A 24,371-nucleotide genomic window follows, 5' to 3' on the forward strand; every position below is an offset into this window, starting at 1 on the left:
AAAGGTGGGCGGTGCGTGCTCGGTTTGCGAAGCGTGTCGATGAGGCGTCAGAGCACACTACGTTTTGGTGCTCGGCGGTGCCTTGGGTCCGTTCATGAAACTGCACCAATTATGTGTTGTGGGTTTCGCGACACCAGGAACTATTTCTCGGCTCTTGACGAGTTGTGACATCGCTTGCGCCAATATTGCGGGCGTGCCCGCGGCCGGCTTTGGCGGCAGCGAGTTCTCGCATACAATCGCCGTGCCCGTCAGTCCGGTGCTGGCACGGAAGAAGTTTCCGGCCCCGCGTCCGCTGGTGGGTGGGCGCCTCGTTGCTGGGGCGGCCGAGCCAGCGCAATGACCGCTGGATGGAAGGCGGCGGCGGAGGTTTGTGAATGGCGTGCGTTGTGCCGCTTTCCCGCCTGCCGCGCATGCTGTTGTTGACCCATTGGAATGCGTGAGGCAGTTGTGGATTCACAAGTGGTGACGGATTCTTCAGGAGCGCCTGCAGTACCGGTGCTTGTTTCAGGAACACCGACCCGGCTGGCTCGCGCCTGGCTGTGGCTGGGGGTGTTGGCGCTGATCGGCTCGGGTTTGCTCGCCGTGCTGCTGGTGCTGTCACGCACACCGGGCATTCAGGATGTCTTTCCGCTCAAGGATCTGTTCCGGGCGGCGCTGGTGGTGCATGTCGATCTTTCGGTGGCCGTCTGGTTCATGGCCTTTGCCGCCGTGATCTGGTGTGCGCTAGGCTCTGCCGGACTGGCCTGGCTGGGCTGGGGTGGCTTTGGGCTGGCGGCGCTGGGGACGGCGCTGATGAGTGTCTCGCCGTTCTTTCCGGACGCCGATCCGGTGCTCAACAACTACATTCCGGTACTCAAACAGACGCTGTTTTTTGTCTCGATCTGGACCTTTGGTGCCGGCTTGAGTCTTACGGTGCTGCGGGCGCTGCTGACCACCTGGCCACAACGCTTTCTGGCCGAGCCGCTGCGGCTGGGCGCTTTTCTGGGTGCTGTCGCGGCCTTCCTGTCGTTGGGCGCTTTCGTCTGGTCGTGGGCGATGGTTCCCTGGATCGAGGGGGTGATCTATTACGAGGTCGTGTTCTGGGGCGGCGGGCACACGCTGCAGTTTCAGCATGCACTGCTGATGGTCGTCGCCTGGTTGTGGATCGCGACACGGCTTGGTAGCCCGTCGGTTGCGTCGGCGCGCGCGGTGTCGGTTCTGTTTCTGGTGGCTGCCCTGCCGCTGCTGCTGGTGCCGGCCATCTATCTGCTGGTGCCAGCCGGTTCGCTGCCGCACATGGAGCTTTTCGCCAAGTTGATGCTCTGGGGCCATCCGTACATGGGGCCGCTGATTCTGCTCGGTGCGGTTTCACTGTGGGCTTTGCGCGGCCGGCCGGCGGACCCCGCCAAATCCGCCCTGCTGGCCTCCTTCACGCTGTTTGCGTTGGGTGGTGTGCTGGGTTATTTGATCCAGGGGGTCAACGTGGTCATCCCAGCCCATTACCATGGTTCGACGGTCGGCGTAACGCTGGCTTTCATGGGTCTCGCCTATGTACTGCTGCCGACCCTGGGATTCGGCCGTGCCGAGGGCCGGATGGCGATCTGGCAACCGTACGTCTATGGCGCAGGTCAGTTGATCCATGTCCTGGGGCTGGCGTGGTCCGGTGGCTACGGTGTGCAGCGCAAGGTTGCCGGCGCCGAGCAGATGCTGACGACGCTGCCGCAGAAGGTCGGTATGGGCATGATGGGCCTCGGTGGTCTGATCGCGGTCATCGGCGGACTGATGTTCGTTCTGGTCTGCCTGCAGGCGATGTCGCGGCGCGGCGCGCGATGAAGCATGCATGGAGTCTGGCACTGGCGGCTGGTATGGCGACGCTGGCGACCATCGGCTGGCTGGGTTATCGTTTGCTCGATCAGAACCGTTCGCCGGCCGGTATTCCTCCCGGCCTGGTCGCGTCGCAGGAGCTACCGCCGGAGCAGGCGCAGGCCGCGGCCGACGCGATCATGGCGCTGACGCTGCCTGATCTCGATGGGCGTCCGCAGGCGATGGCACAGTGGCGAGGCAAGGTTCTGGTCGTCAATTACTGGGCCAGCTGGTGCGCCCCCTGCGTCGAGGAAATGCCCGCTTTTTCGCGCCTGCAGAGCCGCTACGCTGCGCAGGGTGTGCAGTTTGTCGGCATCGGTATCGATGAACTGAAAAACATGCGGACTTTCGTCAAGGCAAATGCAGTGGCGTATCCCTTGCTGGTTGGGGACGCTGCGGGCACTCAGACCCCGGCCCTGCAGGTCAAGGGTCTGCCCTACACGGTGGTGATCGGCCGCAATGGGCAACTCGCACATAGTCGCCTGGGTCGCCTGGACGAAGCCAGGCTTGAGCCGATCCTGCAACGGCTGAGCTTGCGGTGACATAGGTGATAGATGGATGGCTGCGCAAGGTACGCGTCGAGGTTTGTGAACAGCTTGCCTGATCCGCTCCTTGAGCGGGTCAGGCGGAGAGCGTCGGAGTTGAGAATCGCCTGGACGCCCGGCGCTGTTCACTGAGGCGAATTGCGATGAATTGTCGATAAAATAGCAGTTGCTGATATTTCGACAATGAACGACAATCCCGGCATGGACACCTTTGACGACATCGAGGTCAGTCGCCCAGCCCTGGCGGAGAGTTATCTCGGCCTGCTCGCGGCGCAGCCCGGTCGCCCGCTGGCGCTGTTCGCACCGCGGCGGGTCGGCAAGACTTACTTCCTTGACCATGACCTTGCCCCGGCGGCGAAGCGAGTGGGCCTGGTACCGGTCTATGCCGACGTCTGGTTGCACAAGGCGGCGCCGCTGGTAGCGATCAACCATGCACTCGAAGAAGCCATCGATGATCTGACGGTACCATCGGGGCCCTTGGGGCGGCTGGCGAAGACACCGGTCACGAAACTGGGGGTGCTTGGCACCAGTCTGGAGATCGGCAGCCCTCCGGAACGGCGGCCGCTCCCGAACGAGCCGGAATTGCGCCTGGACGCACTGGCCGCCCGTTTGGCCGAGAAGTCGGGCCAGCAAGTGCTGTTGATGCTCGACGAGATCCAGTCGCTTGGCGACTTGCTGAACGGAGAAGCCGCCATCGCGACCTTGCGCGCTGTGCTGCAGAAACGCAAGCGACAGCTCATGGCGGTGTTCACCGGTTCCTCGCAGGATGCTCTTGCCGCGATGATGACGGCAGTGGGTGGACCAATGTACCAGTTTGCGCAAATCATCGACTTTCCGGTACTCGGTGTCGAGTATCTGGAACGTCTGGCCGATCACTTCGAGCGAGTCCATCGTGGGACGAAGCTTTCCGTCCCTGATCTGCAGCGCGTGTTCGGACAGATCGGCTGCAAGCCGGCGCTGATGAAAGACCTGGTCAAGGCCATGTCGGCCGAGGGTAGCGCCGATGTTGACCTGGGACTGAAGCGGTTCATGCAGGATGACCGACAGCTTGCCGGATGGCGAGCCCTGCTGCTCTCGCTCCAGCCCTTCGAGCGTGCGGTGCTGGTGATGATCGCCCAGGGCTATCCGCCCCTGGGGCGGGAGACTCTGGCGCGATTGCGAGAGGTTCAGGGATTCAGCGCGACGGTGGCCAAGGTGCGCGTCTCACTCGACAAGCTCAAGAAAGCGGGAGTTCTCGCCAGGCCGCTGGTCGGCGGCTACACCATCGAGGATCGCTTGCTTGCCCAGTACCTCGCCGACCTCGAACTCAAGAAGGTCGTGTGAAGCACCGGTGACAGCGGGCTATCGGCGAGTGTCGCGGTGCTCGGGGCAAGCGCCGTCAATCGAGCATTTGCCCAACCGGACGTGCCGCCAGGGGCCGGAGTCTGGTTAGCCGTCGGCGGCACCCGCTGCGGGTGCCGATCGTGTGCCCCTTGTGCCTGTTGCACTCCGGATTGCGCGCCTACCCCTGCCGCGGTTGGAAAGCCATGGACCGTGCCGAGACGCTGAAGGCATCCGAGAAGCATGCGCCGTCCTCGGCGCCGTGTTGCTTGAGGAAGGGGAAGATCGCCTCGACCATCCGCACCGAACCGCAGGCGTAGATCTCGTGCTGCTTGAGTTCCGGGAAGTCTTCCAGAATCGCTTCATGAACCAGGCCTGTGCGCCCCGTCCAGTCGTCCTCGGGCACCGGATCGGAGAGTACCGGAATGAAGTGGAAGTTCGCGTGTTCGCGTGCCCACAGCGCGGGCAGGTCGGGAAGGTAGAGGTCCTTGAGGCTGCGCACACCCCAGTAGAGATGGATTTGGCGTTTCAAGCCGCGCTGGAAGGCGTCCTCGACCATGCTCTTGACCGGGGCGAAGCCGGTGGCGCCGGCGACGAAGACGATCGGTCTCTCGGATTCGCGCAGGGTGAAGTCGCCGATCGGCCCCTCGAAGCGAATCTGGTCGCCTTCCTGCATCCTTTCGAAAACGTGTGTCGTGAAACGGCCACCGGGCATCAGACGGATCTGCAGTTCGACGAATTCCGCCTGTTGTGGCGGGTTGGCGAACGAGAACGCTCGCCGCTGGCCGTCCTCGAGAATGATGTTGATGTATTGCCCGGCCTTGAAGGCGATCCGCTCTCCTTCCGGCAGCTTGAGGAGCACCTGCATGACGTCGTGCGTGAGCTTCTGCATCTTCACCACGCAGGCCTGGTACTCCTGAAAATTCTTTGGCGCCGTGCTGGCCTGGTACTCGATTTCGACATCTTCGAGTGCCGTGGCGCAGCACAGCAGAACCTTGCCCTGCGCCAGTTCTGCGGCCGACAGCGCGCTCGGCTGATAGAGGCCGGGGTCGACCCTGCCCTGCAGGACGGTGCACTTGCATACCCCACAGCCGCCGTTGCGGCATTCGTAGGGAAGATCGATGTCCTGCCGCAGACCGGCGTCGAGCAGCGTTTCGCCAAAACGTGCGCTGACCGCCTGGTGATCCGGGTGGAAGGTGATCGAGGTTCGTGCCAGCGCAGAACCCCGCCGTTTCGGTGGTAGCCAGGGAGTCAGGAAGAGGACGGCAGTGAGGCCCAGTACCCAGTACCAGAGGTGCAATGGGTTGACGACATAGACCAGCGCCAGGACCGGCAACTCGAACCAGTCGAAGTCGATGTTGCTCGGCACGACCGACATGTCGGCCTCGCCACCCTGGCTGAGGATCGGCTTGACCAGGGCGAGCGCGAGAAACATCAGGGTGACCGCGATGGCGATCGGACGCGGCGGGTTGATGTGCGCGCGCGGTACGCGCTGCACATGCACCCACATGATGAAGGCGACGATCAGCGGCGCACCGAGGTGGATGAAGGCGAGCAGCGTAAAGAGGCGGCTGTTGACGCTTTCGAGGTACAGGAAGTTGCGAATCAGCGTGCCGTTGAACATCGGCAGGACATCGAACCACTCGGCGGCGGCGATGACCACGAACTGTGCCAGTTTGTCCCAGACGAGCATGAAACCGTTGACGCCGGCGATGTAGATCAGCCACAGCAGGGCGACGCCGGTCAGCCAGGAGAACGAGCGAAAGCCACGGTAGCGGTCATAGGCGAAGTGCCGAAGCATGTGCAGCAGCATGGTCAGGATCATGCCGTCGGTCGCGTAGCGGTGAATGCTGCGCAGGATGCCACCTGCCCACCACTGCTCGTGCGTGATTCGCTCCACCGATTCGAAAGCGTCATGCACCCCGGTATCGGCGAAGATGTAGAGATAAAAGCCGGAGCCCACCAGCAACCAGAATTGCCAGAAGCTGATTGTCCCCAGGTGATAGAAAGGGTTCATCTTGTCGCCGAAGGCGACGTTGAAAAGATTCTCGATGCGCATGAACAGCCAGCGCAGGATTTGTTGCAGGACTTTGACCATGGTCGATGCCGGTTCAGGAGATGGGTGCGGCGTGCGGGGCTGCTGGCAAGGAGTGGTGCTGCCGGCAGCGTGCAGCTTGGTTGGCAGGATTGGCGATCATTTGAAGAACAGGCCACCGCGGTCGGGGTTGAAGTCGATCACCATGACCTGGCCCGGCGCAAGCTTGATCTGCGCTTCCTTGACGAAGTTGAAGCCAGGTTTGATCAGGTTGTCGTTCATCCTGACCGCGAGCTGGTAGGTGCCGGCCTTTAGCTCGAAGCGTTTGTATACGGTCGACACGCCATCCTTGTAGAGCCCGGTGGGGTGCATGGTCGTGCGGAAGGCGGCCTGGCCGTCGAGATCGACCTCCAGCCTGATGTCCGAGCGCTCGCGCGGGCAGTCCATCGGAGCACGCATGTTTGGCGGTAGCTTGGCGAGTTCCTCCGGCGTGCGCTTGCGGCATTCGCGATCGCCGAGGTGGCTGATCGACAGCTTGATCAGAGCGATGTCGTCGGCAACCTGCCGGTACTTGGGCGAGGTCGCAAAGTAGCCAATGAAAGCGGCGAAAGCGCCGTAGAGGATCACCTGACCGACGATGGCGACGGGATTAAGCATGACGTGAGGCTTTCCTGTGATAGGGTGGAAGTCTGTCGCTGGCATCCGCCTTGTTTTCGAGCCGGCTTCTGAAACTGGCCAGACTGTCGGCGAGTGCGCTGCGATCGTGCACCGTGGTGGCCACCAGGAGTACGCGTGAGGCCGGTACCGTTCGACGGAGATGGGGCTCGCGCCGGCCTTGCAGGCGATCCCCGGTCCACCGCTCGCCGAGGCGGAAATCGCAACCGCCGCTCCGGCAGGAGGTCAGGAGAACCCCGTCGGCACCACCGCGCAGCGCGTATTCGACGAACGCCGGCGGCAACATGCCAGTGCACAGCAGGGGAATCACCGCCGTGTCGGTGGCGCCCAGGAGGCCTGCGTCGGCACCGCGCGCGCAACTGAAGACGACGATTCGCGTGCGGCCAGCGAGGCGCGCCAGGGCTTGTTCGAGCTGTTCGCGCAGCGCGTTGACCGGCTGCTGCGGCATGTCGATGCCCGTGACCAGCATTTCCTGTCTTCGGAACGGCGTCGACGACGGGCAGGACCCGGCGCAGATTCCGCAACTCGCGCAGAGATCAGGATCGACAACGGCGAGCTTCAGACCAGGCCGTTGCGGGTGCGCCTGCATGGCGATCGCGGCATAGGGGCAGTCGGCAAGGCAACGGTCGCAACCGGTGCAATTGGCTGCATCGACGACGGCTGCTGGCTGCGGCCGCGGGTGCGGCAGCACCGGCAGGGCGAAGAGCAGGGCGGTCAGGCCGAAGAGCAGCGCCCAGACGATCGCCGGCGAAGTGAGGTCGGTCAGCGGGTGGACGAACAGGATGAACCAGTCCATGCCGAGTTCCCCGGGCGTCGTGGCCAGGTTGGCCGGCGGGTTGCTCAGCGCCGGGGCGAATAGCGAGAGCGCGATCAGCACGGCCAGCGTGGCCAGCATGACCCGCCGGGAAGGCAGGTAGTCGACATGGCCGATGCGATGGACGTGCGCCCAGAGGCCGAGAATCAGCAGCAGCGGCACGCCAAGGTGGATGAACACCAGCATGGTGAAGAAGCGGTCGCTGAGCGAGTCCGGAGTCAGGAAGTTGCGCGCCGATGGTTCGCTGAATATCGGCAGCCAGTCGAGTAACTCGGTCGTCGCGATGGCCGACAACTGCGCGAGCTGGTCCCAGACGATCCAGTAACCGCCGATGCCCGCAATGTAGGCCAGCCAGAGCAGTGGCACGCCGGTCACCCACGAATACAGGCGGAACCCGAAATACCGACCGTAGCACCATTCGCGCAGCAGGTGCAGCAACATCACCAGCATGAAGCCGTCGGACGCATAACGGTGCAGGCTGCGCAGGATGCCACCGAAATACCGCTGCTGGAGAGCGAGATCGCCAATCGAGCGGTACACGGCGTCGATGCCGGTGTCGAGCACGGTGTACAGATAGAGCCCGCTGCCGACGACGATCCACAGGAGATATAGTCCCATCGCGCCGAGGTGACGCAACGGATTGTCCTCGCCACGGAAGAAGGCATCAAGAACCTCTTCGCAGCCCAGGAAGACGCGCTTTACGCCTGTACGCAATGCCGCATGCAATCTCAAGTCGCTGGATTCCCAAGCCGGTACCGGCCACAATAATTAGCTGTTGATGATATTGATGGCGTGGCTGTAGGGAATTGACGCGTGTCAATTCTGGAAAAAGCAGTCCGCGCAGCCGCTGAGGCAGTTTTCAGGCCTTCGCGGCTGGCGATGCCTTCCTGACGTTCCTTCCTTGCATGCGACCTTGTGGCCAGAGTGGGCCCCGGATCAGGCCGGTGAGCGACTCGCCAAGCCCGCGCTCGGGTGCTTGCCTCAGGTCCCCTGCAGTGTGCAAGGGTCATACTCCGGGGATCGTCTGCGGTCGGCGCAACTACGGCGTTCGACATCACCCGGAGCCGCCGCGAAGCCGTGCAGGATGGCATTCCAACTGCGCCGTTCGTCGTGACGGCGGTCGTCGTAGTGTGCGTAGCGGCATCGACAGCTTGATGAATCGCAGACATTCATCGGCAGCAGGGGTGCCGCATAGGGCAGAAAGCGCCGGCCCTCGATCAGCCGGGCTCCCGCGCAGGCTTCGTCGTGGGGCTTGATCGAGACACAGTGATACGGCTGAAGCGGGTGCGCACGTTCCGCGCCAGGTACCGGGGATGGCACGCGACGCGTGCGTTTCCACCACAGCCAGAGAGATGCGCCGACGAAAGCAAAAGGAAACAGTATCCAGATAGACATGGCATGGTCCTCCTGACGATTGCCTGGTTGGTGATGCATTGGACTCGTGTTTGACCCGTGTACGTCCGCTAATTCCCGATGGATGCGCCGTGACGATCGTCAGGAGTCAGCCTGGAACGGTGCGTCGATCATCGCGAGTTTCTCTCTGAGAGTGATCTGGCGTGCGCAGACCCTGTGCGCGGGTATTCGCGGCAATGCCCTGATTCGGTGCAAATTCTCGGGCGCGGACCGGCTTGCCGGGTAGTGGAAAAACTCCCGGAATTTCCGGGAATGTTTCCCGGATTTCTCCAGGGCGGGCGATCAATGACGGATCGCGACGGCGATCCCGGCGCAAAATCCGCTGACGGTCAATCGGGAATGATTCCCCGAGGGAACTATCGGTCATCAGCCGACGGCGGCGACCTTGCCGCATAGCCGGTGTTGACCGCGGAGCGATCAGCCCGAAGCGGCCCATTCGACGGGGGATGTCAATTTTTTCTCGCCTGGTCGGTTGCCAGGCCGCGGGAAGCGGCCCGTACGTGTAGGATAGCGTTAGCCGGCAACCGGCCAACACCTGCCGTTGGGGTCTCCGATGCGGACGTTGGTTCAAGCCTGGCAACGGTCGATGGGCCGAGATGCGGCGCTGACCGGTTCCATACAAAATGGAGAATATGATGACTAAATGGATTGCGTTTGCTTTGTTGAGCCTTGCGTTTGCTGTTCCGCCGGCTGGCGCGGTTGTCTATTGCAAGGCCGTGGGCGTACCCAAAGGCTGTGTCGCACGCCCGGTAGCGTCACCCGGCGTCGGCGCTCCTGGTGTGGGCGTGGTCGACCCCGGCATCAACCAGCCCGGTGCTGCCGGGAATGTCGGCGCCGGGGCGGTGGGTGGACCGGCCAACCGCGGTGGCCCAGTGGACCGCGTTGGCCGCCGCTGATTTCTCGTCTACCTGGCGCCGCCAGAGTCGGGAGGCTCCAGCAGCACGGCCCGTTCGATCTCCCCGGGTGCGATGGTCGGGCGGCAGCAAGGCGTCATTAGGCGCCAGGCCGTTATTCCCAGTCCCCGCCCAAACCGACGCACACCAATGACCCCGCGCCTGCGACCCGGAGTCTCCGAACGTGTCATCGTATCGAACTCCGGATACGTGACCCGTATATCCGGTGGGGTGGGAGGGAGGCGTCGCGAGGCTTCTTCCGATCCCGATTCGGCAATGTAGGACGGCGCGTGCTCTTGTATTACCTTGACCTTGCCGGCGTGGCCGTGTTTGCCGCGAGCGGTGTACTTGCGGCGCGAGATCGGCATCTGGACCTCCTCGGGGTGATCGTGGTCGCGGCGATTACAGCCATCGGAGGAGGTACGCTTCGCGATCTCCTGCTGGACCGCCACCCGATATTCTGGGTCATCGATGCCTGGTACCTCGTCGTGATCATCGCATCCGCCCTGTTGACGGTCGTGTATGTACGGATATGGCCACCGCCGAACGCCACACTCCTCGTGGCCGACGCGTTGGGACTGGCGCTTTTCGCGCTTTCCGGGGCCCAGTTGGCCGAAGCGGCGCAGTGCCCAGCGCTCATCGTGGTGCTGATGGGCACGATGACGGGTGTTACCGGAGGGGTCTTGAGGGACGTCATCACGGCGCAGGTACCGCTTATCCTGCGGCGGGAGATCTATGCGACGGCCGCCATCGTGGGCGTCGCCGTGTACCAGACGTTGCACGCGCTCGGGACGCCACGTGCAGCGGCGTTTTGGGCCGGAATGATCGTGGTCGTGGCGATGCGCTTGCTTGCCATCCGATGGGGCCTGCACCTACCCGTGTTCCGCAAATTCTAGCGTCAAAGGTCAGATGCGAGAGGGGTGTCGAGCAGTTGCACGGAGTCGACGCGCGCAAGCGCGCCGCTCACACTTGCCCTTTCTTGGCCAAACCGATGCTGCCGCGACCCAGGAATCCGCGCCGCGGGAGACGGCCTGCGGCGACGTCCTGGAAAACTTGCCCAAGATCGATGCGACCGGACGGCAGTCTGGTGATGGCACCAGACGATCGGGAGACCCGGGCGGGATCGAGACCCTACCACCGCTGCCGATTTCCTGCTGACCTTTTCGGTGGCGCACGCGCAAGTCCAGTTGAAGGAGGGCTGCAGCGAGCGATCAACGCCTACCTCCATCGCCTGGGGCAGCACATGGGCGGGTATCAGTCTTGACGTGGTGACTGCAGGCAAAGTGTGTGTCAGTTTTGAAGTGCCGTTGACCACCGGGAATCGACAGCATCAGTGACCCGAGGTCGGCTTCTGCGGACAGTCGCAAACAACGTCGGTGGTGCGTCAATGGCTGCTTTGCGGGTGTCTGGGTTCAAGGGATACTATCGGCCATGAGCGGCAGTAGCGGACCCGAAAAACGAGCTGCCCGAACGACTGGAAACTGATCAGAGATCGGCCGCTCGGCCCTGCAGTAGGTCGGCCCGTTCATCGGCCAATGCCGACCTTGGGTATCTCTCCAGACTCGGGCGGCAATGTGCCGGTTACCTGCCGTTCAGCCGAAAATTGCGTTGAAGGGCCGCTTGCCAATCAGGTGAACTCACACTACCGACCCGTAGCCGCCTGATGACGATTTCATGATCAATGGCGGCTTACTGATCCGCAAGCTGCCGGTCACGGGAATCTGGGCCAGCAGGCCGGATTTTATGAAAGATTACTTCTTGTTTTTGTTAGGACTAGTGTCGTAATCCTTCACGAAGGCCATGAAAGCCGAATATACACGCTCGATTGGTTGAGATTTCTCAGCTGCTTGCGAGGATGAGAATATGGAGTAGTACTTTTCAAACCGTGCCCTATCCACCTCAAATTCCATCTGCCAGCTCTCAGCATAAAATCTATCTCTATCGCGTCCTGCGGGGCTAGCAGTATGGGTCCGCTTAATAATATCTGAAAAGCAATATGAGTTAACACCACTTATTAATGCCTCCAACGCCTCTGCAATGTCCTGCAGATGTGTAATGTTGAGATTAAGTGGTTTTTCAAGCAGTACTCGGAATTTTCCTATTCCAAGCCGAAATGCTTGCTGACTTCCCAGCTTACCGAAGCGATGAATGCCACAATGCCTTATCTGGCAAATGTCTTCAAAATTATCGAAGAGCAATTGTAGCTGATGAGGAACGCTCTCTTTATTCATCTGAGTAACACTGCAAAGACCTTTTAATTCCCCCGCTACTGCTTTGGCCGATGCCAAAGAGATGCCTTCAAGCAGCGCCTCTGGAAGCAGGTCCGGCTCATGGTGAACCGCAGCGCCGTAACTGACCATACGGCTAGACGCGTTGGCTTGGCACACTTCATCAGTTAGAATTAACCTGCGTAGCAGAGACCGCAGAGCATCCCTCGGCGGCAGATACCATGCCGAGGTAAACTAGAGAACCCAGCATTGACGTATAGTCACCGCGTCCCTGTGCTTGCAAATAAAGCTTGTTGATGCTGTACAAATTCTCCAAAAATTCGTCGATTGGAGAATGTGCTGGAGCCGCATGCGCGCTATCGAACCACAATGCAGTATCCAATCTGGCAATTGCCGGAGCGGCTGATGGGGTTAGAGTCCCCAGAAGTTCTTCTTCGTCCTTTGTCATGGGAGCTCAGGAAAGGTATTCTTCAAGGAAGGCTTCTACTGCGTCAATGACCGTTTTTGCACGTTTTTTACCAATCCGGGGTATTGTCCTTAGCGCAGTTCCTCGGTCTTGGAGTGCCAAAAATTCTCCTACTGTTTTGGGCACCGAACCAGATTGACTCAGTTTTTCTCGCTGCCAATCGGTAAGACCCGGCACATCCGAGAGCAGGGATTGCATGATTCGATCATATGACGATTCGTCGGTGAGCTTTGCGCCACAAGAGAAGCAATACTTCGCACCTTCAACTCGCTTAGTTTGGCAGTTTAGGCAATTGGGCAAGTCAAGCCCAAGCCCTTCGAAAGTCGCAGTTAGCAGCAGTGTTGAGATGGAGCGGCGTACCGGATGTTTTTCATCTGGACGCTGTAGCATCTCAATCGATAATTTTGGCGAAAAACCTCCTTTGCGCGAAAACGCACGTCGATTTTGCAGTGCTGCTAAATGTGGAACATAGCGAATGTAGTCGCGATCACCGTGGGATACGGTGGGATATTTGTAGACCAATCCAACCTCTTCAAGCAACCTCAACATACGTTCCACGTAGGGCTTGCCGTTGACGCCTGCGGTTGCTAAGCCAATGTGTATCTGCCGAGTACTTGCCTCAGCGAGCGCTTGACTCGCCTCTGCTACATCAACGACCATTTTATTAAAACACTCAGCACCAGCAGTAATGATAGTTGCCAATTGTGGTTTTTTCTCTCGAAGGCTCCAGTACTCCTTCATCTTGTCAGAGCAAAAATCCTCGATCACGCGATTCAATAAACTCTGTGGTGTCTCAGATGGCGAAGACTTGTTTATCTTGAGATAGCTTCTGACAAGTGACATGAACGAACGTGGCACCCCAAATGCCGCGTAGGCTAGTAACATACGGATTTCTTCAGGCAGTTCTACAACGTCAGGAAAACGTTTATTACCAATATTTTGCATAAATGCTTGGTAATTCCCATCCGTGACCGCCTTCCAGACAAAGACAGATTCTGCATCGTGGGCCACATGGAAATTTGGGCCATACTCAGTCGTTCCCGGGTATACGGATGCCTTTGGTGCAATACGAGCGGACTTCAGCGCCCGATAGATGTCGAAAAAATTCGAAAGGTATTCTGGCGTCAAAGTCAGAGCCGCATCATCGAGAAATAGCACAGATCGACGCCTGCCCAATGATTGCGTTGCGCGGACCAATAAAACTTTAACTCTATCAATATTCAACCGAGCAGCGATAGCATTTTCTGCCTCGTCGAGTGGGCGCGACTGCTCCAAGGTTCCAATCAAATCTCGCATTACATTTACGTCAAATTCTAGCAACGTGTCCAAATCGATTGGAACGCTTTGGGACAAAGCGAATTCGCTTACTGCTTCGTGCAAGCCAACAAAGACGTTGGACAGTACCCACGTATAGAACATTGCAATAGCATCTGGACGCTTACGCAACAATGGCTCAAGTCGGTAATACCTGTTCAGGTTTATGTAGATAGCGAACGGATAGTCCGGATTGTCTCTACACTGTGAGAAGGCAAAACGCATCAAGTGGGTCTTACCGCAGCCCCGTGGTCCCACGAGCAGTTTCGCTCCTGTTCCAGTGAGTGCTTCTACCCAGCCTTCGGAATCGCTGGTCAAAACGGTGTTGTGTTTGAATTCTTCGAGTTCAAGGTGGTCGGCACGTTCCTCGTAGAACTGAACAACCTCTTGCTCTTCAGCTAGGGATAAAATCGTGTCCACATTTAATTCTCGCTCGCTCATGGGCAATCTAACGGAAAATTTAATAGGTCACTCTTGCTGATATGGCGAGCAGCAACGCCATAGGCATGCATCTCAAGCCATCGCTCTCCGGCCTCAGATGCAAGGCAACGTAACACCTGTTCGCGATACTCTGGAAGAATTCGTAATCGATAAAGACAATCGCTAAACATAACATGCCCTTTCGAAATGCCTATGACTTTACCTGCAGCATTGCGCCCGACACGAGCCAGAATCATGTCTCCCGGTTCGGCAATGGTTGTGCTCAGCGAACCATTGCTTGGCTTATAAAAGCGCCGGCTGAAGTCGGTCCATTTACCGTGCATTTCAGTGGTGATGTCGGTGGTGTGTAATACGAACGACTCTGCTGACCGAACCTCTGCGCTATTTAGGGTGCCGCGTCTCAGATCAATGACGACGTCACCTAGCTTTGTTAGGCCATCGCTCCCGGTCATTTCGGATGCATGGTAAGCATAGTCCAGTCGGCGTATCGCTCGGTCTCTATGTACATCAATAGTGTGTGTTAGGCCACCTTTGGACGGTAGACATGACAGGTGAACAAAATCGGACGTCGGAAGGCGCTTGCTGAGAATAAGTATGTGTGCCAGTGCATCAGTTCCCGCGAAAGATCCGCGTGGTAAGCGGATAGCGTGCAAGATTTGATACTTTTCAAGCAGCGAAGCCCTAAATCGCAGGTATTTGTCAGCGCAAACCAGAGAGTCGGGGACGATGATGCCAACGCTGCCGCCGTCGGCAATCAATCGCAGGTTTTGAGCCAAAAACAGCACCGCAGCATCTGTTGAGGTAATGGCAGGAAGTGAACCACTAAAACCCGCGTCTTCTATAATCTCACTGTATTCTTTGCGCCATTCGTTAACCAAAAATGGTGGGTTGCAAACAGCTACTCCGGGAAGAGCGCAATTGTAACGAGTTAGTACAGACCGAAGCCCTGCACCTAATGCGTCTTGGGGAAAATGGTGATGATGCCCTTTGAATCCGCCGCATTTTAATCGGTGAGTCAGTACGCTCAGTGCTTCGACATCGACATCTACCGTAATGAGCGCTGCATCCGACCATTTCGAGGAAGCTGCAATGGTTAATGCGCCTTCACCCGCCCCTAAGTCGAGCACCGCACCCGGTTGCTCGGCGGGCAAATGCTCCACCAGAAAGCGGCTGATCAAACTCTGTGTGTAGTATCGGCCGAGGTAATCCGTCAACTTTGCATGTTGGTAAGTGCGCATTTGTTGTTCTCTCTTAGGCGCCAGAGCAAGCACCAACCCTGCGATTTGGTATCTAGATCCCAGCTACTGCTCACTCAAATTTTAACATTGGAATGCTGCCCCGAATTGGCAGAATACACCTGCTCACCCCGGTTAGATCAGCGCTCGGAAAGACCTTCTGTCACCAAATCCGCTTTTCGGGGAAGTCGCGCTTCAAATAGCCGCCACGGCCGAGAACTGGACCGACAGCGAGCAGAGTGGAGCGGCGGGTTCCGGATCAGCTAGCCGTCGTTCGGTCCGGGCGATTTTTCGCTGCCGCTACGTCTCTTGATGGCCGAAAGCACGAATTCGACATGATGCCAGAAAGCGGCCGCACGGGTAATGTGCTTGTGCAGCCGCAAGGTGCTGGTTAGATCTCAGTCTGCTCCGAAATCTCCAGCGCATCGTCAACCTCAATGCCGAGGTAGCGAACTGTACTTTCTAGCTTGGAATGACCAAGTAACAACTGGACAACCCGCAGGTTCTTCGTGCGCTTGTAGATCAGCGTTGCCTTGGTTCTCCGCATGGAATGCGTCCCGTAGGCCGATGAGTCCAGGCCAGCAGATTCGGCCCAATGATGCACGATACGCGCATATTGGCGTGTCGAAACGTGGGGCGACTTCGCCACTCTGCTTGGGAACAGGAACTGATCGCCTCGCAGATGCGATTTTTCCAGCCAGGCAGACACCGCCGCCCTTGTAGGCTCCGTTAGCTCGAACTGCACCGGCCGTTGCGTCTTTCTCTGAATCACCATGGTCCGTGGGAGAACCTGGTTCCCATGCGTAACGTCGCGAACGCGTAGGCCGACAAGATCGCAGCCTCGTAGCTTGCTGTCGATGGCCAGATTGAACATGGCGAGGTCGCGAACCGCATGTGCATTCTGGAGGTAGATACGGATGGCCCAGATGTCCTTCGGCTTGAGGGGTGGCTTATGGCCGACGAGCTTTCCCTTGTTCCAGGCTCCGCGCTTGTTGATGGTTTCCATGACTGACTCCTTGTTTGTTGATCGGAGTCATATTGTTCGGTCTGTGCGGGAATGGCTGCTGTGGGGTAGGATGCTGTATGCGGGCTATCGGCCAGTTGGAGTCATTCGACCGCTGAAGCTGTCGGGCCGCTCCAGACTGTCAACGGACGGTCAGATTTCCGTAGACACCGGCAAGTCCGTGCCCTTTGGCGACTGATGACATTTAGAATGTCGGTCGGCCGGTTGCGCCATCAAACAGACATTCGAAATGCGGAGGCGGACGCGGATTGGGCCTAGCACAAAGGAGTAAGCCGCCCGCCGTGCGCTGAGGGCCAACTTTCCAAGCAGGAAGTCCGTATTGCGCTTGATACGAGCGATCATCGCTGGCGAGCGTTCCGTTACGCTCGCCAGCAGCTTCATTAGACCGATACCGATATTTTGAATTGCTGGTCTTTTCCGGAAGTCTCGTCCCCGGCGCTGTAAGCCTGCAACAATTTCATGATCTGCATCATTACTCGGGTATCGAGATCGTTACTGGATGCAGACGAAGCGTCGCTGGCTGATGATGGTGAAGAACCCGAAGCGGCGGTCTTCTGTTGGTAGTTCATTGCCTCCTGAAAACTGACCTTGCCGTCGCCATCGGTGTCGGCCTTGTCAAAGTTGTTGACGAGATCCTTGATCGAACTGGAAGCCGAGCTGTTGGATGAACCGATTGCATCGGCCACGCTGCTCAGTTGATCTTTACTCAGCCCGCCGCCTTGCCCGCCTGGCGGCATACCGCCCATGCCGCCAGGTGGCATCCCTCCCATACCGCCCGATGGCATTCCACCCATGCCGCCACTCATGCGACTGCTCATGAACTGATTGTCGAGTTCTTCGGCAACCTTCTTCAAGGCGTCGGTGAATTCCGATTTGGTGACCTTGCCGTCACTGTTCGTATCGATTTTCGTGAACAACTCGTCAACGCTGGACGACTGGTCCGACGAAGACGAAATCTTGTCGAAGGCGGATTGCAGGTCGGACTTCTCGACATAGCCTTGCCCTCTGGTGTCGAGCTTGGCGAACAGATTCTCCGCCATCTTCGCCGGATCGGGGCGGTGCATGCCCTGCATCATCATTCCATTGCTACCACTGATTCCTCCGATGCTACTCATGATGGTTTCCTTTCTGGTGAATGAATCAGCGTGCCGTTCTTGGCACGTGGGTTTGCCGATGCAATTTAACAGCCTGCGATGCTTGAAATGAACTGGGGTTGGGGTAAATCCCGGTAAAACCGGGTAAAGAAAACTGCTGATTCGCGGGCAATTCCACTGACCACCTCGGCGCGCTTCGCCGGTAACGGAACTTGCTGCCACCGCGCGGCAAAACGTGTGGCAAATATCCGGCATGTAAATCCGGGTTAATGCTGTTTTGAAATCGCGACTTGGGACGAACGATCTGGCTATGACAGCCCCTGCTGCGGCAATATTTGCCTTCACTTCGCCTCCAGCTTCGCCAGCGAGACGTGCTCGACGATCACGGTTTGACGCTGCATCCTCTGGCGGCAAAGCTGCGAGTCATCGCTTCATCAGGGGGGGCGTTGTGAATTCTGCCGGGGCCACCTATTCCACCCGGCTGTCAAAATTCATCACGCGCCACTTTGACAAAGTCGCCGCTGCGTCCTGCTTCGTTGGTCCACAGGGCGGTTGCCGGATCGTCAGCTACGCAGCAGCGCCGGCTGCTATTGCGCCAACAATCCGCCGGCGACAACGGGAGACCGGTTCGCACCTAGTCTCCCGGCGTACACCGCCGCAATTCATGGCCGTTTGAAAACAGCTCGCGGATCGGATGCTTTGCCGGCGGCGTCGAATTGCGTGCGTTGTTCTGGAGTCATCAGCTCACGCACGCTAGCATCGCGTTTCACATGCATCAGCATTAACTGGGCGACGGCCTGTCCGTGGCGATCGGCGAGTGCACGCGCCCGCTCAAGGTCAAGCGGCTGCGTGGTGGCAAGACCTCGCATCTCCTCCATCGTCTTGAACACCCGCTTCATCACTTCCCGCTCGGCCGGTATCTCGGCGTGCAACAGTGCGAACACTTTGTCCCGCTGTGCTTCAGTCAACTCCACGCCGCGCATCGGATCGAGCATCACCATCGGCAGCATGCCGGGCGGCATGCCACCCGGAAGAAAGGGGGCTGCGCCGGCCATCATGGGCGGCGGCAGGCCGATGCCCGGCGCGTCGGGTGTCGGGCCATGCGCTGCCACCACGAGCGGCACGGCGACGATCGCGAGCCCCAGTGCCCAGCGTTCCAGCATTTGCTTGTGTTTCAACTTCATGTCGTTTCTCCTTGGTGAGTTGAACTGCCCGATTGGCAGCTCTGTGTGACGACCGTATTTTCTGAGCTGGCGACGTAAAGGGCCGTTAATCAGGCAGTAAAAACCGGTAAAGAGATCCTTCGGCATGGAGCATGCGGCCTATGATTGCGATCATCGGTTTTCACGGATTGGAAAATGAAGCACCGGATACTGCTGGTTGATGACGACGTCGAACTCGTCGAGTTGCTGCGCGATTATCTGGAGCGCGAAGGGTTTGCCGTCACGGCCGCGCACGACGGCATCGCCGGGGCGGCCTTGGCGCTTTCGGGCGAACACGAGCTCGTCGTGCTCGACGTGATGATGCCGGGCATCGACGGTATCGCTACCCTGGGCTTGATCCGCGCCGGCAGCAGCCTGCCGGTGATCATGCTGACGGCGCGCGGCGATGATCTCGACCGCATTGCAGGGCTTGAGCTGGGGGCAGACGATTATGTGCCGAAGCCCTGCTCGCCACGCGAGCTGGCCGCACGAATCCGTGCCATTCTCAAGCGCTCAAGTGGGCAGGTGGCGGCGATGCCTAGCGTGATCGTCAGCGGTTCCCTCACTGTCTGGTCAGCACAGCGTCGCGCCGAACGCGACGGCAAGGCTCTCGAACTTACCAGCACGGAATTTAACCTGGTAGAAGTACTCGCCCGCAACGCCGGGCGACCGGTCAGCAAGGCCGAGCTGTCGGAAGAGGCGCTGGGCCGTGCCCTGACGCGCTTTGACCGCAGCATCGATGTGCACATGAGCAGCATCCGGCAGAAGCTAGGCAATCTGGCCGACGGGCGATCGTGCATCCAGACGGTTATCCGCAAAGGCTATCAACTGGTTGTCGAATAATGGGACGTCTTTTCTGGAAATTCTTCTTCATTTTCTGGTTGGCCCAGTTCGTCACCGCGGCGGGCGTCGGAACGGCGATCTGGATACTCCGGCCGCAGCACTTTCCTGGCCCCGGACTGGTCGTTCCCGGCCCGCCACCGCCGGAGTTTTCCGGCATGGAGGGTCACCCGCCACCCCATCGCGGGCCGCCCATGGAACCGGGGATGTCGCTGCCCTTGCTGCCGATCGCGGCCGGAAGTCTGGTCAGCCTGCTCTTTGCCGGCTTGCTGGCCTGGTATTTCGCCCGCCCGATCCGCCTCTTGCGCGGCGCTTTTGCCGCGGTTGCCAGTGGCGAAATTGACACGCGGGTGGGCCCGGCGATGGGGGGGCGAAACGACGAACTCGCCGATCTCGGCAAGAATTTCGATGACATGGCTGGCCGGCTGGGTGATCTGCTGCTCGCCCAGCGGAACTTGCTGCACGATGTCTCGCACGAACTCCGTTCGCCGATGGCTCGACTGCAGGCGGCAGCAGAGCTGATCCGGCAGCAGCCTGAACGCGGTGCGGAACTTGCCGAACGCATCGTGCGCGACACCGAAAGAATGGATCGGCTGATTGGCGAATTGCTGACTTTGGCCAGGCTCGATTCGGGCATCCAGGATGCTATTCCTGAAAGCGTCGATCTGCGTGAAGTCATTGCCGACATTGCCGAAAACGCGCGCATTGAGGCTGACGAAAGGGGCTGCACGATCGACCTTGCCCTGATCGGCGAACCACGGGTACCGGGCGATTGTGAACTGCTCCATCGCGCCATCGAAAATCTCGTGCGCAACGCCGTGCTTCATTCGCCGCAAGGCGGGCCGGTGTCAATCGGCGCCTCAGTAGCCGACGGAATATGCAGGATCACCGTCGCCGATCGCGGCCCCGGCGTGCCTGAAGCCCATGCTCAGGCGATCTTCGATCCGTTTTTCCGCAGCAGTATCGCGACATCGTCCTCCGGCTATGGCCTTGGCTTGGCGATCACGCGGCGGATCGCCGAGAAACACGGCGGCCGGGCATTTGCGACGAATCGACCGGAAGGCGGGCTATTGTTGACGATAGAGTTGCCCATCGGCAAGGCGCCATTTTAGGCAACGTAAGATCAGCCAGGTACTCAGCTTCTCAGACCACGAGACGGTAACTTTCTCGGCGAAAAGTCTGCTCGGCATCGATTACCCGACGTTCGACCCCCGGGACCTTCGCTACTTCGGACGTCCGTTGATGGCCGTCAGCCCGCATACAGCATCCTACCCCACAGCAGCCATTCCCGCACAGACCGAACAATATGACTCCGATCAACAAACAAGGAGTCAGTCATGGAAACCATCAACAAGCGCGGAGCCTGGAACAAGGGAAAGCTCGTCGGCCATAAGCCACTCCTCAAGCCGAAGGACATCTGGGCCATCCGTATCTACCTCCAGAATGCACATGCGGTTCGCGACCTCGCCATGTTCAATCTGGCCATCGACAGCAAGATCTTGTCAGCCTACGCGTTCGCGACGTCACGCATGGGAACCAGGTTCTCCCACGGACCATGGTGATTCAGAGAAAGACGCAACGGCCGGTGCAGTTCGAGCTAACGGAGCCTAAAAGGGCGGCGGTGTCAGCCTGGCTGGAAAAATCGCATCTGCGAGGCGATCAGTTTCTGTTCCCGAGCAGAGTGGCGAAGTCGCCCCACGTTTCGACACACCAATATGCGCGTATCGTGCATCATTGGGCCGAATCTGCTGGCCTGAACTCATCGGCCTACGGGACGCATTCCATGCGGAGAACCAAGGCAACGCTGATCTACAAGCGCACGAAGAACCTGCGGGCTGTCCAGTTGTTACTTGGTCATTCCAAGCTAGAAAGTACAGTTCGCTACCTCGGCATTGAGGTTGACGATGCGCTGGAGATTTCGGAGCAGACTGAGATCTAACCAGCACCTTGCGGCTGCACAAGCACATCACCCGTGCGGCCGCTTTCTGGCATCATGTCGAATTCGTGCTATCGGCCACAACCTGCCGGTCATCCGTTCCCAGACGTTGCCATTCGAGAGGCAGCTCCACCCCAGAACCTGACGGAGTGCCTACGCAAGCACGTCGGCCTGAACAGCCATGGACCCAGATCCTGTTTGCGAACGGGTTTGCTCGGCCAAACTGCCCTTAGACAGGCTAGGGAAGCAGGGATGATTTACTCGGCGGGGCACTGTTTGCCGCCAAGATTCCCCCGCGAACCGAAGCGCGGCGGTGTCGCCAGCCGGGGCTGGCCTCGCACGGGCAAATGACAAGTAACACAAGGGGATAAACCATGAAATGCCACAACACCATTGTCGTCGCGCTGGCGACCGCTTTCGCTGCCGCTGCGGTAAGCGCCCAGGAAGCACCGACCTTCGGTTACCCGGTCGGCTTCTCGGTCGGCAAGATGGACACTTCGGTCAGCCCGCGCAAGGATTTTACGCGCTACGCGGCCGGAAAATGGTATGACGCCATGGAAATTCCCGCTGACCAGAAGGGGGTTTCCGGACTCTCCCTGATGTCCAAGCGCACTGACGTATTGCTGGGTCAGCTTGTCGAGGAGGCCACGCGAAAGGCGGCGTCGGCGCCGAAGGGCAGCCCGACCCAGCAGGTTGGCGATCTCTACGCCGCCGGCATGGACGAAGCAAGGCTCAAGGCGCTTGGCAACGCCCCACTGCAACCGGTATTCCAGCGCATTCGCGCGATCAGCGACAAGCAGCAACTGCCCTCCGAGATCGCCCGTCTCCAACTTGCCACCAACGACACAATTATGCTGGGTGGTGCAGTGACACCCGGCATCCGCGACAAAAGCAAGTACATCTTCGTCGTTTCCGACAGTTCGCTGCTGCTCAGCAATTTCGAGGATTACTACAAGCCGGAGGCGGCAAGGTATCGCGAGGCCTATCTGAAGAACGTGACCGATACCCTCGTCCTTGCCGGCTTCAACATCAGCGAGTCCAGGGCCTTCGCCGACAAGGCGCTGGCCATCGAGACACGGATCGCCAAGGTCCGCCAGCCCCTGCTCGATCAGAACGAACCCGATAAGCGTTATCTCCTGATGCGCTACGAAGAACTGAAAGCGCTGACTCCGGCTTTTGACTGGGATGCCTACTTCGCGACCATCGGGCTGACGCCGCCGACCGAGGTGACCGCCGTCGAGACGAAGGCGATGGCCGAGCGCAGCGCCATCCTGTCCGAGTTGTCGCTCGATGATCTGAAGATGTTGCTGATGTGGGAGTACCTGCGACGGGTCACCGGGGGGCTCTCTCCCGATTTCAATGAACCCAAGTTGGCCTTGTCGCGGACCTATTTCGGCGACAGCTTCGCTCTGCCGACGCGGTCGAAACAGGTCTTGGATACCATTGCCGGCACGATCGGTCACTCGATGGCACGACTCTTCGTCGAGAAGAACTTCAGCGCCGAATCGAAACGGGCCGTAGAGGACATGGTCGGTCGGGTCCATGCGGAGTTCCGTTCTCGGCTCGCGAAAAACACCTGGCTGACCAAGGCGACCCGCCAGCAGGCCCTTTACAAGCTCGACAAGGTGAAGATTTCGGTCGGCTATCCGGAGAAATGGATCGATTATTCCGCCGTCGACATTCGTCCCGGTGAATACTTCGGCGATCTGGAGCGCATCTCCGAATTTCTCGCTCAGCGCAACCTGGCGCGCTGGGGTGGCCCCGTTGCCGAGGACGAGTTCGCCAATCCGTCGGAGACACTACCGACGCTCATTAATGCCGGCTACGACCCGCTGCGCAATGCCATCGAGATTCCCGCCGCCTTCCTGCAGCCGCCGATCTACGATCCGAAGGGCGATCCGGCGACCAATTTCTGCGCCATAGGTGCCGTGATCGGACATGAAATAACCCATGGTTTCGATTCGGGGGGCCGCCACTACGACGAAATCGGCCGCGCCCGCAATTGGTGGGTCAAGATGGACGAGGTCAAGTTCAACAAGGAGACGCAAAAACTGGTTCGCCAATCGAGTAACTATCAGGTACTGCCCGGCCTCCAAGCCAACGGCGAACTGACGGTTACGGAGAATCTCGCGGATGTCGGCGGTATCGCCTTCGCCTATGGTGCGCTGACCAAGTACCTGAAGGCGCACCCCGAGGAAGACTCGTCGATCGACGGGCTAAGTCAGGCGCAGCGCTGTTTCATCGCCTGGGGCCAAGTATGGTCGGACAAGATACGAGAGGGTTTCCTGCGCCAGATCACGGCGACCAATCCACACGCGGCCGGTCAGTATCGCGCTTACGCAGCAGCGCAGCACGAGCCGGGGTTCTACGCGGCTTTCGGCATTCGCCCTGGTGACCCGATGTGGCTGGCGCCGAAGGATCGGGCCCGAATTTGGTAGGGCACGCCAATCGGCATAATCGAGCCGGAAATTGAGCAAAGCTGGCAGGAATGGGTCCGTTTATCGCGTGATCTGTCAACTCAGACAGGCGGCTGACTGCGTGGTCGACATGCTGTCTTCCCATACTCACGGCATGTGAATGCACAATTTTGGAATCTCTCGTTCGACGATTCTCCGCTGAGTTGCCGGTAACCGACGCCATTCTGTTTGAGCCGAAAAGACAGCCGAACGTCTGATTGGCCAAGGTGCTGACCGTGAGTGGGCGCCTCGAGCGACAGTTCCACTCGGATAGCGGCCGTTGAACCTCCGACGGCGCGACCGGCCGCTGAGGGTCGTCGACTGCGGTCCGCCTACCCCGAATTGATCTGACCGCCGGTTCGGCGTCCTCTGGGCTGCGGCGCACGGCTGACCGTCGGCATGGCTGCGCTACGTGTCGCCCAGGCGGCGGCGATCGTCGCGAGGGCTGTCCTGATCGTCTTCGCGGCCCGCGTTGACATGCACCGAGCGCTTCTCCGACAAGCCTGCTGCGGGAAGACGGCTTGCGCAGGTCATTGAGTTGCCTCGCCACAACGCGGGGCGTCCTGGAAAGCTCAAATGATGCCGCCGTGCTCCAGGC

The 24,371-nt window shown here is 59.4% G+C and carries 20 protein-coding genes and 1 pseudogene; 9 read left to right on the forward strand and 12 right to left on the reverse strand.

From position 1 onward, the window contains the following. Nucleotides 1-495: 495 nt before the first annotated feature. From AC15MQ_RS17110 to AC15MQ_RS17120, 3 genes are all read left to right on the forward strand, one after another. Nucleotides 496-1,812: a cbb3-type cytochrome c oxidase subunit I gene (locus AC15MQ_RS17110; protein WP_483080772.1), complete on the forward strand. Its 1,317-nt coding sequence runs from the start codon at nt 496-498 to the stop codon at nt 1,810-1,812. Continuing rightward, entirely contained in the window at nt 1,809-2,384 is a 576-nt protein-coding gene (locus AC15MQ_RS17115) for a TlpA family protein disulfide reductase (RefSeq protein ID WP_287655253.1), read from the forward strand. Before AC15MQ_RS17110 ends, AC15MQ_RS17115 begins: the two co-directional genes overlap by 4 nt. A 186-nt stretch (nt 2,385-2,570) precedes the next feature. Further along, complete coding sequence (locus AC15MQ_RS17120; RefSeq protein WP_483080773.1) at nt 2,571-3,710, forward strand: hypothetical protein; 1,140 nt, start codon at nt 2,571-2,573, stop codon at nt 3,708-3,710. 178 nt (nt 3,711-3,888) lie between these two features. Here the strand turns inward: AC15MQ_RS17120 and AC15MQ_RS17125 are convergent, their stop codons facing one another. The 4 genes from AC15MQ_RS17125 to AC15MQ_RS17140 all read right to left on the reverse strand — a co-directional run bounded on the left by AC15MQ_RS17125 (nt 3,889) and on the right by AC15MQ_RS17140 (nt 8,626). Further along, nucleotides 3,889-5,805, reverse strand: a complete 1,917-nt coding sequence (locus AC15MQ_RS17125) for a 2Fe-2S iron-sulfur cluster-binding protein (RefSeq protein WP_483080774.1) — start codon at nt 5,803-5,805, stop codon at nt 3,889-3,891. A 96-nt stretch (nt 5,806-5,901) separates the two neighbouring features. Then, on the reverse strand, nt 5,902-6,399 hold the full coding sequence (locus AC15MQ_RS17130) for a hypothetical protein (protein ID WP_483080775.1): 498 nt from the start codon (nt 6,397-6,399) through the stop codon (nt 5,902-5,904). Then, nucleotides 6,392-7,945, reverse strand: a complete 1,554-nt coding sequence (locus tag AC15MQ_RS17135; protein WP_483080776.1) for a hydrogenase iron-sulfur subunit — start codon at nt 7,943-7,945, stop codon at nt 6,392-6,394. Before AC15MQ_RS17135 ends, AC15MQ_RS17130 begins: the two co-directional genes overlap by 8 nt. 267 nt (nt 7,946-8,212) lie before the next feature. Continuing rightward, nucleotides 8,213-8,626 carry a hypothetical protein gene (locus AC15MQ_RS17140; protein WP_287655245.1) on the reverse strand — a complete coding sequence of 138 codons (414 nt, stop codon included), beginning with the start codon at nt 8,624-8,626 and terminating at the stop codon, nt 8,213-8,215. 653 nt (nt 8,627-9,279) lie between these two features. Between AC15MQ_RS17140 and AC15MQ_RS17145 the strand changes: the two genes are divergently transcribed. After that, a complete protein-coding gene (locus AC15MQ_RS17145; RefSeq protein ID WP_483080777.1) occupies nt 9,280-9,540 on the forward strand; it encodes a hypothetical protein in 261 nt (86 codons plus the stop codon). Nucleotides 9,541-9,827: 287 nt separating this feature from the next. After that, nucleotides 9,828-10,433: a trimeric intracellular cation channel family protein gene (locus AC15MQ_RS17150; RefSeq protein ID WP_287670013.1), complete on the forward strand. Its 606-nt coding sequence runs from the start codon at nt 9,828-9,830 to the stop codon at nt 10,431-10,433. Between the two features lie 855 nt (nt 10,434-11,288). On the opposite strand, the gene AC15MQ_RS17155 is transcribed toward AC15MQ_RS17150, so the two are convergent. The 7 genes from AC15MQ_RS17155 to AC15MQ_RS17185 all read right to left on the reverse strand — a co-directional run bounded on the left by AC15MQ_RS17155 (nt 11,289) and on the right by AC15MQ_RS17185 (nt 18,649). Then, on the reverse strand, nt 11,289-11,897 hold the full coding sequence (locus AC15MQ_RS17155; protein WP_483080778.1) for a hypothetical protein: 609 nt from the start codon (nt 11,895-11,897) through the stop codon (nt 11,289-11,291). Between the two features lie 31 nt (nt 11,898-11,928). Further along, nucleotides 11,929-12,213 (reverse strand): hypothetical protein, encoded by a 285-nt coding sequence (locus AC15MQ_RS17160; protein ID WP_483080779.1) that lies wholly within the window; start codon nt 12,211-12,213, stop codon nt 11,929-11,931. 6 nt (nt 12,214-12,219) lie between these two features. Then, on the reverse strand, nt 12,220-13,986 hold the full coding sequence (locus AC15MQ_RS17165) for a zinc ribbon domain-containing protein (protein ID WP_483080780.1): 1,767 nt from the start codon (nt 13,984-13,986) through the stop codon (nt 12,220-12,222). Beyond that, the gene (locus AC15MQ_RS17170; RefSeq protein WP_483080781.1) at nt 13,983-15,224 is read right to left on the reverse strand and encodes an N-6 DNA methylase; all 1,242 of its coding nucleotides are present in this window, start codon (nt 15,222-15,224) and stop codon (nt 13,983-13,985) included. Before AC15MQ_RS17170 ends, AC15MQ_RS17165 begins: the two co-directional genes overlap by 4 nt. A 388-nt stretch (nt 15,225-15,612) precedes the next feature. Next, complete coding sequence (locus AC15MQ_RS17175; protein ID WP_483080782.1) at nt 15,613-16,227, reverse strand: tyrosine-type recombinase/integrase; 615 nt, start codon at nt 16,225-16,227, stop codon at nt 15,613-15,615. Between the two features lie 398 nt (nt 16,228-16,625). Further along, the gene (locus tag AC15MQ_RS17180) at nt 16,626-17,684 is read right to left on the reverse strand and encodes an EF-hand domain-containing protein (protein WP_483080783.1); all 1,059 of its coding nucleotides are present in this window, start codon (nt 17,682-17,684) and stop codon (nt 16,626-16,628) included. A 317-nt stretch (nt 17,685-18,001) separates the two neighbouring features. Further along, nucleotides 18,002-18,649 (reverse strand): Spy/CpxP family protein refolding chaperone, encoded by a 648-nt coding sequence (locus AC15MQ_RS17185; RefSeq protein WP_287670001.1) that lies wholly within the window; start codon nt 18,647-18,649, stop codon nt 18,002-18,004. Between the two features lie 48 nt (nt 18,650-18,697). On the opposite strand from AC15MQ_RS17185, the gene AC15MQ_RS17190 reads away from it, so the two are divergent. The 4 genes and pseudogenes from AC15MQ_RS17190 (at nt 18,698) to AC15MQ_RS17205 (ending at nt 23,755) form a co-directional block, all read left to right on the forward strand. Next, nucleotides 18,698-19,384, forward strand: a complete 687-nt coding sequence (locus AC15MQ_RS17190) for a response regulator transcription factor (protein ID WP_287653604.1) — start codon at nt 18,698-18,700, stop codon at nt 19,382-19,384. Continuing rightward, nucleotides 19,384-20,493: a HAMP domain-containing sensor histidine kinase gene (locus AC15MQ_RS17195; protein WP_483080784.1), complete on the forward strand. Its 1,110-nt coding sequence runs from the start codon at nt 19,384-19,386 to the stop codon at nt 20,491-20,493. Before AC15MQ_RS17190 ends, AC15MQ_RS17195 begins: the two co-directional genes overlap by 1 nt. A gap of 225 nt (nt 20,494-20,718) precedes the next feature. Then, nucleotides 20,719-21,320: pseudogene (locus tag AC15MQ_RS17200) on the forward strand (tyrosine-type recombinase/integrase). 371 nt (nt 21,321-21,691) lie between these two features. Then, nucleotides 21,692-23,755 (forward strand): M13 family metallopeptidase, encoded by a 2,064-nt coding sequence (locus tag AC15MQ_RS17205; protein ID WP_483080785.1) that lies wholly within the window; start codon nt 21,692-21,694, stop codon nt 23,753-23,755. Nucleotides 23,756-24,181: 426 nt separating this feature from the next. Here the strand turns inward: AC15MQ_RS17205 and AC15MQ_RS17210 are convergent, their stop codons facing one another. Then, nucleotides 24,182-24,307, reverse strand: coding sequence for a hypothetical protein (locus tag AC15MQ_RS17210; protein WP_483080786.1), 126 nt, complete (start codon nt 24,305-24,307; stop codon nt 24,182-24,184). Between the last annotated feature and the right edge of the window lie 64 nt (nt 24,308-24,371).

The sequence above is a fragment of the Candidatus Accumulibacter propinquus genome, assembly GCF_056856495.1.

Coding starts and splice junctions, on each gene's coding strand:
- AC15MQ_RS17115 (WP_287655253.1), top strand. CDS start 1,809: ATGAAGCATGCATGGAGTCTGGCACTGGCGGCTGGTATGGCGACGCTG.
- AC15MQ_RS17120 (WP_483080773.1), top strand. CDS start 2,571: ATGAACGACAATCCCGGCATGGACACCTTTGACGACATCGAGGTCAGT.
- AC15MQ_RS17125 (WP_483080774.1), bottom strand. CDS start 5,805: ATGGTCAAAGTCCTGCAACAAATCCTGCGCTGGCTGTTCATGCGCATC.
- AC15MQ_RS17130 (WP_483080775.1), bottom strand. CDS start 6,399: ATGCTTAATCCCGTCGCCATCGTCGGTCAGGTGATCCTCTACGGCGCT.
- AC15MQ_RS17140 (WP_287655245.1), bottom strand. CDS start 8,626: ATGTCTATCTGGATACTGTTTCCTTTTGCTTTCGTCGGCGCATCTCTC.
- AC15MQ_RS17145 (WP_483080777.1), top strand. CDS start 9,280: ATGACTAAATGGATTGCGTTTGCTTTGTTGAGCCTTGCGTTTGCTGTT.
- AC15MQ_RS17155 (WP_483080778.1), bottom strand. CDS start 11,897: ATGGTCAGTTACGGCGCTGCGGTTCACCATGAGCCGGACCTGCTTCCA.
- AC15MQ_RS17160 (WP_483080779.1), bottom strand. CDS start 12,213: ATGACAAAGGACGAAGAAGAACTTCTGGGGACTCTAACCCCATCAGCC.
- AC15MQ_RS17165 (WP_483080780.1), bottom strand. CDS start 13,986: ATGAGCGAGCGAGAATTAAATGTGGACACGATTTTATCCCTAGCTGAA.
- AC15MQ_RS17170 (WP_483080781.1), bottom strand. CDS start 15,224: ATGCGCACTTACCAACATGCAAAGTTGACGGATTACCTCGGCCGATAC.
- AC15MQ_RS17175 (WP_483080782.1), bottom strand. CDS start 16,227: ATGGAAACCATCAACAAGCGCGGAGCCTGGAACAAGGGAAAGCTCGTC.
- AC15MQ_RS17185 (WP_287670001.1), bottom strand. CDS start 18,649: ATGCCGAAGGATCTCTTTACCGGTTTTTACTGCCTGATTAACGGCCCT.
- AC15MQ_RS17190 (WP_287653604.1), top strand. CDS start 18,698: ATGAAGCACCGGATACTGCTGGTTGATGACGACGTCGAACTCGTCGAG.
- AC15MQ_RS17195 (WP_483080784.1), top strand. CDS start 19,384: ATGGGACGTCTTTTCTGGAAATTCTTCTTCATTTTCTGGTTGGCCCAG.
- AC15MQ_RS17205 (WP_483080785.1), top strand. CDS start 21,692: ATGAAATGCCACAACACCATTGTCGTCGCGCTGGCGACCGCTTTCGCT.
- AC15MQ_RS17210 (WP_483080786.1), bottom strand. CDS start 24,307: ATGACCTGCGCAAGCCGTCTTCCCGCAGCAGGCTTGTCGGAGAAGCGC.